16 protein-coding genes are annotated in these 13523 nt (G+C 63.8%); 7 read left to right on the top strand and 9 right to left on the bottom strand.

The window, feature by feature from the left end; genetic code table 11:
- Positions 1-10: 10 nt before the first annotated feature.
- The 4 genes from M4J40_RS17415 to M4J40_RS17400 all read right to left on the bottom strand — a co-directional run bounded on the left by M4J40_RS17415 (position 11) and on the right by M4J40_RS17400 (position 3213).
- Complete coding sequence (locus M4J40_RS17415; protein WP_251755693.1) at positions 11-187, bottom strand: YegP family protein; 177 nt, start codon at positions 185-187, stop codon at positions 11-13.
- Positions 188-504: 317 nt separating this feature from the next.
- Positions 505-1722, bottom strand: coding sequence for an NADP-dependent isocitrate dehydrogenase (locus tag M4J40_RS17410; RefSeq protein ID WP_251755692.1), 1218 nt, complete (start codon positions 1720-1722; stop codon positions 505-507).
- A 159-nt stretch (positions 1723-1881) separates the two neighbouring features.
- The gene (gene map, locus M4J40_RS17405; RefSeq protein WP_251755691.1) at positions 1882-2631 is read right to left on the bottom strand and encodes a type I methionyl aminopeptidase; all 750 of its coding nucleotides are present in this window, start codon (positions 2629-2631) and stop codon (positions 1882-1884) included.
- Positions 2632-2658: 27 nt separating this feature from the next.
- Entirely contained in the window at positions 2659-3213 is a 555-nt protein-coding gene (locus M4J40_RS17400; protein ID WP_251755690.1) for an NADPH-dependent FMN reductase, read from the bottom strand.
- 176 nt (positions 3214-3389) lie between these two features.
- Here M4J40_RS17400 and M4J40_RS17395 point away from each other — a divergent pair, with 176 nt between their 5' ends.
- Positions 3390-3845 carry an Lrp/AsnC family transcriptional regulator gene (locus M4J40_RS17395; protein ID WP_251755689.1) on the top strand — a complete coding sequence of 152 codons (456 nt, stop codon included), beginning with the start codon at positions 3390-3392 and terminating at the stop codon, positions 3843-3845.
- Entirely contained in the window at positions 3842-4471 is a 630-nt protein-coding gene (locus tag M4J40_RS17390) for a LysE family transporter (RefSeq protein WP_251755688.1), read from the top strand. The genes M4J40_RS17395 and M4J40_RS17390 overlap by 4 nt, the downstream gene beginning before the upstream one ends.
- Here M4J40_RS17390 and M4J40_RS17385 read toward each other — a convergent pair.
- Complete coding sequence (locus M4J40_RS17385; RefSeq protein ID WP_251755687.1) at positions 4468-5382, bottom strand: LysR family transcriptional regulator; 915 nt, start codon at positions 5380-5382, stop codon at positions 4468-4470. The two genes, M4J40_RS17390 and M4J40_RS17385, sit on opposite strands and share 4 nt — an antisense overlap.
- A gap of 268 nt (positions 5383-5650) precedes the next feature.
- On the opposite strand from M4J40_RS17385, the gene M4J40_RS17380 reads away from it, so the two are divergent.
- From M4J40_RS17380 to rpsD, 4 genes are all read left to right on the top strand, one after another.
- The gene (locus tag M4J40_RS17380; RefSeq protein WP_251755686.1) at positions 5651-6682 is read left to right on the top strand and encodes an aldo/keto reductase; all 1032 of its coding nucleotides are present in this window, start codon (positions 5651-5653) and stop codon (positions 6680-6682) included.
- Between the two features lie 126 nt (positions 6683-6808).
- Positions 6809-7606 carry an RNA methyltransferase gene (locus M4J40_RS17375; protein WP_251755685.1) on the top strand — a complete coding sequence of 266 codons (798 nt, stop codon included), beginning with the start codon at positions 6809-6811 and terminating at the stop codon, positions 7604-7606.
- A gap of 107 nt (positions 7607-7713) precedes the next feature.
- The gene (gene murI / locus M4J40_RS17370; protein WP_251755684.1) at positions 7714-8556 is read left to right on the top strand and encodes a glutamate racemase; all 843 of its coding nucleotides are present in this window, start codon (positions 7714-7716) and stop codon (positions 8554-8556) included.
- Positions 8557-8755: 199 nt separating this feature from the next.
- Entirely contained in the window at positions 8756-9373 is a 618-nt protein-coding gene (gene rpsD, locus M4J40_RS17365) for a 30S ribosomal protein S4 (protein WP_251730451.1), read from the top strand.
- A gap of 190 nt (positions 9374-9563) precedes the next feature.
- On the opposite strand, the gene M4J40_RS17360 is transcribed toward rpsD, so the two are convergent.
- Positions 9564-10685, bottom strand: coding sequence for a serine hydrolase (locus M4J40_RS17360; protein ID WP_251755683.1), 1122 nt, complete (start codon positions 10683-10685; stop codon positions 9564-9566).
- Between the two features lie 162 nt (positions 10686-10847).
- On the opposite strand from M4J40_RS17360, the gene M4J40_RS17355 reads away from it, so the two are divergent.
- Complete coding sequence (locus tag M4J40_RS17355) at positions 10848-11633, top strand: SRPBCC domain-containing protein (protein WP_251755682.1); 786 nt, start codon at positions 10848-10850, stop codon at positions 11631-11633.
- Between the two features lie 68 nt (positions 11634-11701).
- On the opposite strand, the gene M4J40_RS17350 is transcribed toward M4J40_RS17355, so the two are convergent.
- The 3 genes from M4J40_RS17350 to M4J40_RS17340 all read right to left on the bottom strand — a co-directional run bounded on the left by M4J40_RS17350 (position 11702) and on the right by M4J40_RS17340 (position 13374).
- A complete protein-coding gene (locus M4J40_RS17350; protein WP_251755681.1) occupies positions 11702-12199 on the bottom strand; it encodes a hypothetical protein in 498 nt (165 codons plus the stop codon).
- Positions 12200-12750: 551 nt separating this feature from the next.
- On the bottom strand, positions 12751-13092 hold the full coding sequence (gene grxD / locus M4J40_RS17345; protein ID WP_251755680.1) for a Grx4 family monothiol glutaredoxin: 342 nt from the start codon (positions 13090-13092) through the stop codon (positions 12751-12753).
- A gap of 51 nt (positions 13093-13143) precedes the next feature.
- Positions 13144-13374: a BolA family protein gene (locus tag M4J40_RS17340; RefSeq protein WP_251730501.1), complete on the bottom strand. Its 231-nt coding sequence runs from the start codon at positions 13372-13374 to the stop codon at positions 13144-13146.
- Positions 13375-13523: the final 149 nt, after the last annotated feature.

Here is a 13523-nt window from a genome sequence, read left to right as displayed (position 1 = left end):
TGCGGGGGGATCAGCTATTGTCCTCCGTGGGGGCGCCGGGACCGTTCTTCTTGATCGACTCGATCGCGTTGATGGCCGAGGCCTTGGACTTGTAACCCTCTGTCCAGAATATGATTTCGCCGTTGTATTTGAAGTAGGCGACGTATTCGTCGGCCTTGTTCTTCTTGATCTCGAACTTGTGCGCCACGTTTGCCCCTCCAGATTGAAAGCGCCGCGCTTGGCGGTCAGCTCCTGCCGAAATCCGGAGCATATTTCATCGATCAGCCAACTCGGCTTGATCGATGAGAGCCCCGAGACGGACGTCCCCGAAGCCTTTCGGGAAGAGACCGGGGAAGCTTTGGAAGCAACGTCTGTCCAAACTGACGGTATTTCCGGACACGGGGAATGTCACCGACCAAGAAAGGCGGCGAGCTTGGCGATCCCTCATCAATAGGTCTATTCAAGAAAAAGGCGGCGGACCGTTTTCGACCCGCCGCCTCGTTTGTTTCAGCCTTGATTACCGTATCACCACTTGGCCATTTCGGCTTCGAGGTTGGAAGCCACCTTCTCGAGGAAGCCGGTGGTCGACAACCACTTCTGGTCCGGCCCAATCAGGAGGGCGAGGTCCTTGGTCATGAAGCCGCTCTCGACGGTATCGACGCAGACCTTCTCCAGCGTGTTGGCGAACTTGGCGAGATTGGCGTTGTCGTCGAGCTTGGCGCGATGGGCGAGGCCGCGCGTCCAGGCGAAAATCGAGGCGATGGAGTTGGTCGAGGTCTCCTTGCCCTTCTGGTGTTCGCGATAGTGGCGCGTCACGGTGCCGTGGGCGGCTTCCGCTTCCACCGTCTTGCCGTCGGGCGTCAGCAGCACCGAGGTCATCAGGCCCAGCGAGCCGAAGCCCTGCGCCACGGTGTCGGACTGCACGTCGCCATCGTAGTTCTTGCAGGCCCAGATGTAGCCGCCGGACCACTTCAGCGAGGAAGCGACCATGTCGTCGATCAGGCGGTGCTCGTAGGTGATGCCCAGCTTGTCGAACTCGGCCTTGAACTCGGCGTCGAACACCTCCTGGAACAGGTCCTTGAAGCGGCCGTCATAGGCCTTGAGGATGGTGTTCTTGGTCGACAGGTAAACCGGCCACTTGCGCAGCAGGCCGTAATTGAACGAAGCGCGAGCGAAGTCGCGGATCGACTCGTCGAGGTTGTACATGGCGAGCGCCACGCCGGACCCGGGGGCCTTGAACACTTCCTTCTCGATCACCGCGCCGTCTTCGCCGACAAACTTGATGGAGAGCGTACCCTTGGTCGGGAACTTGAAATCGGTGGCCTTGTACTGATCGCCGAAGGCGTGACGGCCGACGACGATCGGCTGCGTCCAGCCGGGCACGAGGCGCGGCACGTTCTTGCAGATGATCGGCTCGCGGAAGATGACGCCGCCAAGGATGTTGCGGATGGTGCCGTTGGGCGACTTCCACATTTCCTTGAGATTGAACTCCTTCACGCGCGCTTCGTCGGGCGTGATGGTGGCGCACTTGATGCCGACGCCGTGCTTCTTGATGGCGTGGGCGGCGTCGATGGTCACCTGGTCGCCCGTGGCGTCGCGGTTCTCGACGGAAAGGTCGTAATACTCGATGTCGATGTCGAGATAGGGCAGGATCAGCTTGTCCTTGATCAACTGCCAGATGATGCGGGTCATCTCGTCGCCGTCGAGATCGACGACCGGGTTCGCAACCTTGATCTTCGCCATATTGGGGTGACCTTCCGAACGTGTGGCCGGGCCTTGAGGGCCGGTTCGTGCGCTTGCCGATACGCAAACGCACGGATGAACCGCCTGTAGCATGACGTTGCCGTCGAGGCCAGTGCGGCTACATCGCTTTTGGGCGTACGCTAACGTAAACGGAAGGTCTCAGGACGGAAGGGTGACGACGACGGGGCCGTTTCGGGTGGCGACGATGGTGTGCTCGAACTGCACCGTCGGCGCGCGCGGCTCGGAATAGAGCGTCCATTCGTCGTCGCCGTCCTCGGCCCATTCGGCGCCCAGCGACAGGAAGGGCTCGACGGTGAAGACGAGGCCGTCGCTGATGATGCGCCGCTCGCGTGGGTCGGGCCATGTGGCGATTTCGGCGGGCTCTTCGTGCAGGGAGCGGCCAACGCCGTGGCTGGCGAGGTTGCGGACCAGCGTGTAGCCGTTCTTGCGGGCGAAGGCGCCAACGGCGCGACCGACGCCGGCCAGCGGCTTGCCGGGCGCCACGGCGCCGATGCCGGCCCACATGGCGCGCCGACCATCACGGCAGAGCTTGTCCAGCTTGGCAGGCGCCGGGGCAACCGCGAAGGAGGCGCCGCTGTCGGCGAAGAACCCATCCTTGGAGGCGGAGACATCGAGATTGATGAGGTCGCCGACCTTCAACACCCGGTCGCCGGGAATGCCGTGGGCGATCTCCTCGCTGACCGAGATGCAGGCGATGCCGGGAAAGCCGTAGCTCTCTTTCGGCGCGGCAATGGCGCCGGCTCTGTCCAGAACGCGGCCGGCGATCTCGTCGAGCTCGGCGGTTGTAACGCCCGGGCGGACGGCGGTGGCCATGGCGGCAATGGCGTCCGCCACGACGCGGCCGATCGCCTTGAGGCCGTCGAGTTCGTCTTCGTTGGTGATGGTCATGTCGACTTTCTCGTCGCTCTCGAGCGCTTACTTGTGTTTGCCGATCCAGGTCGCGAAGGCGGCGAGGAAGTTGGAAAGGAACCCCTTGGTGTCTTCGTTCGTGAGCTTGCCTCCCTTGTCCAGGAGGTCGCCCACCTTGGAGACATAGGCTTCGGGCTGCTGCATGACCGGCATATCCAGGAAAACCAGCGGCTGGCGAAGATGATGGTTGGCGCCAAATGCGCCGAGGAGGCCAGGCGAGACGCTGACGATGGCGGTGGGCTTGCCCTGCCAGACGCTCTGGCCATAGGGGCGCGAGCCGACGTCAAGGGCGTTCTTCAGAAGGCCCGGGATCGACCGGTTGTACTCGGGCGTGACGAACAGCACGGCATCGGCACGGGAAACCTCGTTCCGAAATCTGGTCCAGGGGGCCGGCGGCGGCGCGTCGCCATCAAGATCCGGGTTGTAGAGCGGCAGGTCGCCGATCTCGACGATTCGGAGGGCGAGCTTGTCTTTTGCGAGTGTTGCCAGGTTTTCGGCTACGGCGCGTGAGAAGGATCCATTGCGCAGACTGCCGACAAGAACTGCCACGTCATAGGCCATGCTTCTCTCCTTTGTCCGATGAAATGTCACGCCTTTTATATGGGATTTCCCGGATTGCTGTCCATGTACTCGGACTTTGCGGTCTGCTGGCACAGATACGGGAATATTTGCTGCGGCTTGTCATTTTGTCGGGAAAATATCTTGATGTTTCGGCAAAGTGTGGGAGTATATCCGGCATGGATGAAATCGATCGTCAAATCGTGATGTGCCTTGGCGAGGATGCACGCCGCTCTCTGGCCGATATCGGTGGAGAGGTTGGCTTGTCGACCTCGGCCGTAAACGAACGCATCCGTCGTCTCGTTTCGAATGGCGTGATCCGCCGGTTCACCGTCGATGCCGACGCGGGGGCGATGGGCCTCGGGATTACCGCCTTCGTCTTTGTCGGGCTCGCGGCAGACGCCGACGAAGCGGTGTTCCGGGCGGTGGCCGCCGATCATCCCGCCATCGTCGAATGTCAGCACGTCACCGGTGGTTGGAACTATCTCGTCAAGATCCGCGTGGCGTCTCTCGCCGGTGTCGAGGCCTTCCTCGACGATCTCAAGCGGCGGCGGCTGATCGCCCGTAGCGAGACGATGATTGCCCTTTCGACCGTCGTCGAACCACCGTTCCGTCCTCGTGGAGACAGATCGTGAGTCTTCTCTTGTTCGCCGCCAAGGGGTTCGCCCTGGGATTTGCCGTTGCCGCTCCGCTCGGACCGATTGGGGCGCTCTGCATCAACCGGACGCTGCAACGCGGCTTCTGGGTCGGTCTGTCCGGCGGGCTTGGCACGGCGCTCGCCGACGCAGCCTATGGCGCATTGGCAGCCTTGGGCTTTGCCACCTTCTCGGCTGCTCTCGCCACGATCGACGGGCCGATGCGCCTTGTTGGCGGCCTCGCCATGATCTGGCTTGGCTGGCAGGGCATGAAGCCGAAGCCACCACGCCCGGCGGCTGAGATCGGCGCTCGCGATCTTCTCGGAACCATCGGTGCGACCTTCCTGCTCACCATTGCCAATCCGACGACCATCCTGTCCTTTGCCGTGTTCTTCGCCGGCCTGGGGCTCGCCTCGGCGGCGGATGCCCCTTCGGCTCTGGTGGTGGTCGCCGGCGTGTTCGCCGGTTCCCTCGCCTGGTGGGTCATCCTGACCGGTGGCGTGGCGCTGGTGCGCCACAAGGTCAGCGATCGCTTTGCATTGTGGGTCGGTCGGCTGTCCGGTGCGCTGATCCTCGCCTTCGGTGCGCTGGCTGTCGGTTCCTTCGTTGCCGGCCTGGTGCGCTAACCCTTCGATCGCTCGCGCATGCTTCTGAGGCAGGCGTCGACGAAAACGCGCAGCTTTGGCTGCATGCGGCTCGATTTGGGGTAGTAGAGATAGAGCGCGTCCTGGGCCGGCGAAAAGTCGCCGAGGCAGGTTTCGAGGCGCCCCTCCGCAAGCTCGCGACGGACGTTCTGCGACGATGCGTAGGTGAGCCCAAGCCCGGCCACGGCCATGGCGCGCAGCAGTGCGGAGTCGTCGGACGTGAGCTGCCCCGGAGGCTCGATGGTGACGGCAACGCCTTCGCGCTCGAACTCCCACCGATAGAGGTCGCCGCTATCCGGCAAACGAAAGCGCAGGCACATGTGGTGGGCGAGATCGTCCGGCGTCTCCGGCCGGCCGTGCGCGGCGAAATAGGCCGGTGAGCCGACAACCACCCAGGAGAATGGGGGCGTGACGCGAACCGTCAGCATGTCCTGGTCGATGAACTCGCCGATACGGATGCCGGCGTCGAATCCGCCACCGACCAGGTCATGCCGCTTGGTGTCGGTGATCACCTCGACGGCGATGTCGGGGTAGGCCGTCAGGAAGGCCGACATCATCGGCGTCAACACCTCGCGGGCGGCGATGTGATGGGTGAGCAGGCGAAGCCTCCCCGACGGTCGGGCACTGAGATTGGCGAGTGCGTCGAGAGATCCGGCGATGGTCTCGGCGGCCGGCCGGACCTCGGCCAGGAAGCGCTCGCCGGCTTCCGTCAGGGCGATGTGGCGGGTGGTGCGGTGGAGAAGCGGCAGACCGATCCGCGTCTCGAGCGTCTTGACCGCCTGGCTGACCGCCCCGGGGGTGACGCCGAGTTCGCGGGCGGCAGCGCGAAAGCTGCCACGCCGGACAACGGTGAGAAACTCGCTGATGCCGTCGAAGAGGTCGGTACGGGCCATGGCGTTTCCTGATGCGTGGGCGCGGCTCCGCCAACCGTGATTTGGTGGATCGTCGCGTTGGCCGCATAATAGCAGCGTCAGTGGCGACGATTGTATAGATCAACTGATCAGGCTGTCACTTTCCATCCGGCTTTTCCCGGCCATGGCGGCGGCTTATGTCTCTTGTGGGCATCAGGAGGCTTCCTCCGCTTCTGTCGCGTTGCCCGAACCGCGCGCCGCCGCGCCGGTGGTTTTCAAGTTCCTCAATGCAATTCTTGAAGGTGATGACATGCGCTACAACACGCTGGGAGGCACTGGCCTTCTCGTTTCGGAAATCTGCCTGGGCACCATGACCTTCGGCGGCCAGGGGTTCTGGACCAACATCGGCTCTCTCGACCAGTCGGTCGCCGACCGGATCGTCGCGGGCGCTCTCGACAAGGGCGTCAACTTCATCGACACCGCCGACGTCTATTCGGAAGGCCTCTCCGAGCAGATCACCGGTGCGGCCATGCGCAACTCCGGCCGCGCCCGTTCCGACATCGTTCTGGCTACCAAGGTGCTCGGCACCGTGGGCAAGGGCGTCAACGATCGCGGCGCCTCGCGCGGCCACATCATGGATGGCGTCAAGGCCAGCCTGAAGCGGCTCGGCACCGACTATATCGATCTCTACCAGATCCACGGCACCGACCCGGTGACGCCGATCGAGGAGACGGTGCGGGCGCTGGACGACCTCGTGCGAGACGGCCTCATCCGCTATGTCGGCGTTTCCAACTGGTCGGCCTGGCGCATCATGAAGGCGCTCGGCATTGCCGACCGGCTGGGCCTCGACCGTATCGCCAGCCTGCAGGCCTACTACACCATCGCCGGTCGCGATCTTGAGCGCGAGATCGCGCCGTTGCTTCTATCCGAAAAGGTCGGGCTGATGGTGTGGAGCCCGCTGGCCGGTGGTCTCCTGTCCGGCAAGTACAACCGCGATGGCTCGGGCGAGGGGCGTCGCGCCAACTTCGACTTCCCGCCGGTCAACAAGGACCGGGCTTTCGACGTCATCGACGTGATGGCCGAGATTGCCAAGGACAAGGGTGTGTCGGTGGCCCGGATCGCGCTCGCCTACGTGCTGCACAAGCCGTTCGTCTCCTCGGTGATCATCGGCGCCAAGTCGGTCGAGCAGCTCGACGACAACATCGCCGCCAGCGAGGTGGTGCTGTCGACCGACGAGCTTTCCCGTCTCGACGCGGTTTCGGCGCTGCCGGCCGAGTATCCCGGCTGGATGCTCGAGCGGCAGGGCGCCGAGCGGGCGGCCTCGGTGGCCGCGCCTCGCTGATTGGTGCATCGGGTGGCGCAAAGAGGCGCCACCCGTCCTCCGAACCGGTGATGTTCGGGGATTTCTCCCCTTTTCTTGGCCGGCTCGATGTGCCAAACCCGCGCCGAAAGCGGGATAGGCAAGATCATGTCGGACGAAACCACGGCCGGACGCGGGCCGGCTATCATCCTCTGCGAGCCGCAGATGGGCGAGAACATTGGCGCGGCGGCGCGCGCCATGGCCAACTTCGGGCTGTCCGATCTCCGGATCGTTGCCCCGCGCGACGGCTGGCCCAACGAGAAGGCGGAAGCCAACGCGGCCAAGGCGACGCACATCATCCACGCCGCGCGCGTCTACGACAGGCTGGAGGATGCGATCGCCGATCTCTCCTTCGTCTACGCCACGACGGCGCGCGACCGCGACGTCACCAAGGCGGTGCGCGGGCCGGTGCATGCGGCAAAGCACATGCGTCACCTGGAGGGGCAGGGCGCGGCGGTGGGCCTGCTGTTCGGTCGCGAGCGCTGGGGGCTCAACAATGACGAGGTGGCGCTCGCCGACGAGATCCTGACGCTGCCGGTGGTGCCGGAATACGCCTCCCTCAACATCGCCCAGGCGGTGCTTGTGGTCGCCTACGAGTGGCGCAAGGCCGGCTTCGACGATCCCGACGCCGCGCTGCCCTTTGCCGCCTCGGACCGCTCGCCGCCGGCCGGCAAGGCGGAGTTGCTCGGTCTGTTCGATCATCTGGAGTCCGTGCTCGACGAGCGGCACTTCTTCCATCCGCCGGAAAAGCGGCCGACGATGATCCACAATCTCCGCGCCATCTTCCAGCGTCAGCAGCTGACGCAACAGGAGATCAGGACGCTGAGAGGCATCATCACCTGTCTCGACGGCAAGAACCATCGGCCGAAGAAGCGAATCGTCGAAGACGGCGACGCCGAGGGCTAGGCGACGGCATCGTCGTCCCCCATGGACCGACGATGCGGGCGCTCGGCGCGATGTTGCCGCATTCGGCTGGCACAGCTTGAACAACGAGGCGTTCTCCAGGGAGTCCCATGCGCATTCTGGTGTTCGATAGCGGCGTCGGCGGTTTTTCCGTCGCTCGCGAGATCGGCAAGGCGCTGCCGGACGCCGGCATGGACTATGTCGCCGACCTCGCGGTCTTCCCCTATGGCGCGCTGGAGCCGGATGTCCTGATTGATCGAGTCGTGTCGTTGATGGACGAGGCGCTCTCCGCGCTCGACCCGGCGGCGCTGGTGATCGCCTGCAACACCGCTTCGACCCTTGTGCTGCCGCCGCTGCGCGCCCGCTTCAAACTGCCCATCGTGGGCACGGTGCCGGCGGTGAAGCCTGCCGCCGAGCACAGCCGGTCGCGCATGGCCTCCGTGCTGGCGACGCCGGGAACGGTGAAGCGCGAGTACACGCACGACCTCATCGAGACCTTCGGCGGCGACTGCCGCTTCACGCTGGTTGGATCGCAGCGGCTGGCCGGGCTCGTCGAGCGCCAGTTCTCTGGTGAACAGGTCACTGACGCCGAGCTGCTGGCCGAGATCGCGCCCTGCTTCGTCGAAGATGGTGGAAAACGCACCGATGCCGTGGTGCTCGCCTGCACCCACTACCCCCTGGTGCTCGATCGGCTGAAGGCGCTGGCGCCCTGGCCGGTGGAGTGGATCGATCCGGCGCCGGCCATCGCCCGCCGCGTGGCGACGGTGACGGAGGGGGCAGAGCCGTCGCGCGACGAGGGGGCGCCAAACCGCTTCTATTCGACCGGTCGTCGACCTGGTCGCGCCATGCTGGACGCTTTCGGATTCGTGGATGGGGAGGCGTTCTTCCGCGACGATCAGCCCAAAAGCGACGCCGATGGCGTGAAAGCCGGCAAAACTGCGCTTTCGATTTGACAGCGGCGGTTCACTCGACTATTGACCCCTCAACCCGCCGGTTCCTTGGTAACGAGGAGCCGGCGTGGCCGTTCACGTGTCCCGTGGGGGACCTGCCGCGCGCAGTGTTTCCCTGTCGGTTTCGGGTGGCTTTCGGGCCAGATCGGAGCAGAGGAGGGCGCGCGTCCTGAATGAACATTGACAAAAAGCGGGATACGCGATGTCTAAGCGCCATAGTGCAAAGTACAAGATCGACCGCCGCATGGGCGAGAACCTCTGGGGTCGCCCGAAGAGCCCGGTCAACAAGCGTGAATACGGCCCCGGCCAGCACGGTCAGCGCCGCAAGGGCAAGACCTCGGACTACGGTCTGCAGCTGCGCGCCAAGCAGAAGCTGAAGGGTTACTACGGTGACCTCAGCGAGAAGCAGTTCTACAAGATTTACGAGGAAGCCGTCCGTCTGCGTGGCGACACCTCGGAAGCGCTGATCGGCCTGCTCGAGACCCGTCTCGACGCCGTCGTCTACCGCGCCAAGTTCGTGCCGACTCCGTTCGCGGCTCGTCAGTTCGTCAACCACGGTCACGTCACCGTCAATGGCCGCAAGGTCAATGTCGGCTCGTACCGCTGCAAGATCGGCGACGTCATCGAGGTTCGCCAGAAGTCGAAGGAACTGGCCATCGTTCTCGAGTCGGTCGAGCTCGCCGAGCGCGACACGCCCGACTACATCGAGGTCGATACCGCCAAGAAGGTCGCCAAGCTGGTCCGCGTGCCGGCGCTGGCCGACGTTCCCTACGCCGTCAAGATGGAGCCGAACCTGGTCGTCGAGTATTACTCGCGCTGATAGGGTTCCGACGCTTCGGATCTGTGGAAAGGCCGCCCAGTGGGCGGCCTTTTTGCCGTTCACACTGCTTCCGTCGGGTTTTGACCTTTCGGGTCGAAAGCTGACGGAGGCGGAAGCGCCAGACCGGGCGCCGGCCGGTCAGGCCGAAACCCGCTTGAGCCGGATGAGTCCGGATCAAGCGGAACGCGTATCAGAGGCCGAGATCCGCGTAGACGGCGCGGAAAACGTCCTTCGGGAAAGCGCCGTTGCAGCCTTCGATGGCGGTGTTGGTGAAGCTGACGATCGTGAGGCCGGTGGCCGGATCGACATACCACTGATGCCCATAGATGCCGCCCCAGGCCCATGTGCCGGGCTTGCAGGGCTGGTTCTGTACCGAGGGGTCACGGTAGATCGACCAGCCGTGCGAGTAGCCCTGACCTGATGGCGCCGGATCGAGGTCCACCGTGTGCGCCTCGGTGAGAAGGGACATGGAAGCTGGCGTCAACAACGGCGCGCCGCCCTTGCGCATCGCCTCCAGGAAGACGAGGAGGTCCTCGGCCGAACCGATCATTCCCGCGCCGCCCGACGGGAAGGCTGTCCGATCGAAGGCGCGCCCCGTCCAGAACTCGACGAAGCCCTCGCCGTCCTTGACGAGTTCTCTGTCGCCCATTCGAGCCGGGGGTGTTCCGTCCGCATAGGGGGCGGCCAGACGATCGGGGTCGGCCGGCCAGAAGTCGGTATCATCCATGTCGAGCGGTCCGGTGACGCGCGTCTTGACGATCTCCGGCAGCGTCCGTTCGTCGGCAACCTCCATCACCCCGCCCAGCACGTCGATGCCGAGCGAGTATTGCCATCCCGTGCCGGGCCTGAAGGCGAGGGGCAGGGTCGCGATGCGGGCAATATTCTCGGCTAGATCGAAGTCGGACGGTCCCGTTCCGCCGCAGGGGCGCTTGCCGTCGCCGCTGTCGATGTCATAGGTCAGCCCGGAGGTGTGGGTCATCAGCTGCGATATGGTGATCGTCGGTGCTTCGCCGTCGGCAAGGCGCGGGCGGAAGTCGGGCAGATAGCGCGTCACCGGGTCGTCAAGGCGCAGCTTGCCTGCCTCGACCATGGCCAGCGCCGCCACGGAGACCATCGGCTTGCTCACCGAGGCCAGCCGGAAGATCGTGCGTGGCGCCATCGGCCTGCCGGCCTCGCGATCGAGAAAGCCGGCCAGGCGCTGATAGACGAGCTCACCGTTCAGCGAGATCAGTATGTTGGCGCCGACGATCTTGTGACCGATGGCCTTGTCGACAACGGCGTCAACGCCCGAAAACTGAATGGTCCTGCCCACTTGGCTTACTCCTCGCCTTTTTCCGGGGTCGTCTGTGTGCCCGGAGGCCGTCACCCTAGCGCTTTCCGCGTCCATTTGTGACAGGAGATGTCGGGGCACTCTCATGAGTGTCCATAGGTTACCATATTGACACGTTACTAAAATGGAACATATTGTAGCGCCATGGTTGATGTTTTCGATGCTCTTGCCAGTGCCCACCGTCGCCGGTTGCTGGATGCCCTGCGTGAGCGGGACGGTCAGACCCTGGGGGAGCTCGAAGCCTGTCTGCCTTTGTCGCGCTTCGCGGTGATGAAACATCTCGGCGTCCTCGAGGAAGCCGCGCTGGTGGTCACCCGCAAGGTCGGGCGAGAGAAGTTCCACTATCTCAACCCCGTCCCCATTCAGGATGTGAGCGATCGATGGATCTCGCGCTATGCCCTGCCGTTTGCGCGCGGTCTCGCCGATCTGAAGAGCGGATTCCAGCAAGGGGTTTTCAGAATGAATACTGTGACGGTCGTACCGAAGCATGTTTATGAGCTTTTCATCGACGCGACGCCGGATGCGGTGTGGGCGATCCTGACCGACGACGCGAAGACGCCGCTCTGGCAGCACTTCAACATGGACTCGCGCACCGAGTGGCGCGTTGGTGGCAAGATCGAGTTCCTGCTGGGCGGCCATTCCATGATCGTCGGCGAGGTGCTGGAGCTGACGCCGCCGAAGCGCCTGTCGCACAGCTTCGCCGCCTGCTGGTCCGAGGAGGTTGCCGGAGATCCTCCATCGCGCGTCACCTGGGAGTTGGAGCCCGCGGGGGATGGGGCCACGAAACTGACGCTTGTGCACGATGACTTTGGGGGCGACACGACCACCAGCCGCATGGTGTCGGCCGGCTGGGTCGAGGCGATCTCGCGTCTGAAGACACTGGTCGAAACCGGGCGGACCTTTTCCATGCCGGGGCAGCCTGGGGCATAAGGCGACTCAAACAGAAAGGGCCGCCCCAAGGGGCGGCCCGATGGCAGGCAGAGAGCGTGGCTCTGCTATCAGTTGAAGACCACGGTGTTCTTGAACTGGGGCTCGTTGTCGCGGGCGGCCGGATCGAAGGTCGTCACGACGCGATAACCTTCCGAGCCGTGCGTGCCGATGACCGCGCCAGCGTTCAGGTTCTGCTCGGCCGCCGCATAGCGGGCGGCGTCGGCCTTGGCCGCGGCGGCGTTGGCGGGATTCTCAAGCACGACCGTGCGGTTGAACTGCGGGTCGTTGTCGCGGGCAGCCGGATCGAAGGTCGTGATGACCTTTGCGGCTTCCGAACCATGCGTTCCGACCAGGGCGCCGGACTTCAGGGTCTGCTCGGCCGCGGCGTAGCGGGCGGCATCGGCCTTGGCGGCAGCGGCGTTGGCGCCACCGTCACTGAAGAGCATGTTGACGAACTGCGGGTCGTTGTCGCGGGCAGCCGGATCGAAGGTCACGCCGGCGGCGTTGGCGATGGAAGGAACCAGAGCGGCGGCGAGGGCGGCGGTGAGAAGGAACTTGGTGTTCATGACGTCTACTCCAAATGGGGTGGTCTTCTTGGGAAGGCCTGCTTCGTGTTTTGGCAGCGGGGAGGTCTTGTTCACTGCCGATGACCCTCATTTGGACCTTGACCGTTCACGTTCAAACCGGTCGTCGCTGACGTGTGCGAGCGATCCAGTTGAACGAAAGTCGCGAAAACGTGTCTACGGAGTTGAACGTATTCAGTGGGTCCGGGAAAACCCGCGGTACACCGCGGGAAACCGGCCTCCAGTTGCTCAGTCCAGGCCGGCTGCGGCGTGAGAATGGGGAGGAATCGTTCACGAAAGGAACGACGCTCTGAGATGAAAAAACTTGGTTGGGGGGAGGAAGTCGCCGTTCGCACCGTCTAGAGCTTGTCCGGCGAACCTTGGTTCGCCAACATGCTCTATCGCTTTGTTTTCACGCAACTCCGGACGCAAACCGGTATCCACTTTTGCTGGAGTTGCTCTAAAAATCGTCTCGGGGACATCTGGACATGCAAAAAAGCCCCCGCCGGGATCGACGAGGGCTTTGGAAAGGCGACAGGGAGTATAGCTTAGTCTTACTCGGCGGCGGCCTCGTTGACGGCGATGCCGACCTCCTTGAGGTGGGCCTGCAACTCCTGCTTCTGAAACATCTCGCGGACGATGTCGCAACCGCCGACGAACTCGCCCTTCACGTAGAGCTGAGGCAGTGTCGGCCAGTTGGAGTAAGCCTTGATGCCGTCGCGCAGCTCGGCATTGTCCAGCACGTTGATGCCCTTGAATGGCACGCCAAGGTAGCCGAGGATCTGCACCACCTGTCCGGAGAAGCCGCACATCGGGAAATCCGGCGTGCCCTTCATGAACAGGACGATATCGTTGCTCTTCACTTCGTTGTCGATAAGCGACTTGATGTCAGCCATGGGTCTACCTCGGTCGATCGGATTCAAGGTCCGAATTGGAAGCATTCAAAGTTAAGGCGCGCTGGTCTGAAGTGCAAGGGCATGCAGCTCGCCGCCCATTTTCCCCTTGAGCGCGTCGTAGACCAGCTGATGCTGCCTGACCCGCGTCAGTCCGCGAAAGGCTTCGGACACGACGATGGCCGAATAGTGGTCGCCGTCCCCGGCCAGATCGCGGATCTCGACGCTGGCGTCCGGCAGCGCCTCCTTGATCATCGCCTCGATGTCTCTTGCCTGCATGGCCATGTCGAACACCCCTCTCTTCGTCGCCGGTCAGGAGTCGCCCAGCTTCTTCTGATCAGATGGCATCATCCGGCTCAAAAGGAAATGCTCCGGGCTGATACCCTAGTGGTTCGACCGAGACATTTGCGTCCGCGTGACACAAGCCTCAGAGC

Source organism: Pleomorphomonas sp. JP5 (assembly GCF_023721815.1).
Taxonomy (GTDB): domain Bacteria; phylum Pseudomonadota; class Alphaproteobacteria; order Rhizobiales; family Pleomorphomonadaceae; genus Pleomorphomonas.
Note: the sequence above shows the minus strand (reverse complement) of the source record. Positions and strands in the feature narration are given on the sequence as shown.

Bases quoted from the DNA above. Each gene is read 5' to 3' on its own strand.
- M4J40_RS17400 (WP_251755690.1), bottom strand. From the start codon at position 3,213: ATGGCCTATGACGTGGCAGTTCTTGTCGGCAGTCTGCGCAATGGATCC.
- M4J40_RS17350 (WP_251755681.1), bottom strand. From the start codon at position 12,199: ATGAACACCAAGTTCCTTCTCACCGCCGCCCTCGCCGCCGCTCTGGTT.
- M4J40_RS17395 (WP_251755689.1), top strand. From the start codon at position 3,390: ATGGATGAAATCGATCGTCAAATCGTGATGTGCCTTGGCGAGGATGCA.
- rpsD (WP_251730451.1), top strand. From the start codon at position 8,756: ATGTCTAAGCGCCATAGTGCAAAGTACAAGATCGACCGCCGCATGGGC.
- M4J40_RS17340 (WP_251730501.1), bottom strand. From the start codon at position 13,374: ATGGCCATGCAGGCAAGAGACATCGAGGCGATGATCAAGGAGGCGCTG.
- M4J40_RS17380 (WP_251755686.1), top strand. From the start codon at position 5,651: ATGCGCTACAACACGCTGGGAGGCACTGGCCTTCTCGTTTCGGAAATC.
- M4J40_RS17410 (WP_251755692.1), bottom strand. From the start codon at position 1,722: ATGGCGAAGATCAAGGTTGCGAACCCGGTCGTCGATCTCGACGGCGAC.
- murI (WP_251755684.1), top strand. From the start codon at position 7,714: ATGCGCATTCTGGTGTTCGATAGCGGCGTCGGCGGTTTTTCCGTCGCT.
- M4J40_RS17375 (WP_251755685.1), top strand. From the start codon at position 6,809: ATGTCGGACGAAACCACGGCCGGACGCGGGCCGGCTATCATCCTCTGC.
- grxD (WP_251755680.1), bottom strand. From the start codon at position 13,092: ATGGCTGACATCAAGTCGCTTATCGACAACGAAGTGAAGAGCAACGAT.
- M4J40_RS17355 (WP_251755682.1), top strand. From the start codon at position 10,848: ATGGTTGATGTTTTCGATGCTCTTGCCAGTGCCCACCGTCGCCGGTTG.
- M4J40_RS17385 (WP_251755687.1), bottom strand. From the start codon at position 5,382: ATGGCCCGTACCGACCTCTTCGACGGCATCAGCGAGTTTCTCACCGTT.
- map (WP_251755691.1), bottom strand. From the start codon at position 2,631: ATGACCATCACCAACGAAGACGAACTCGACGGCCTCAAGGCGATCGGC.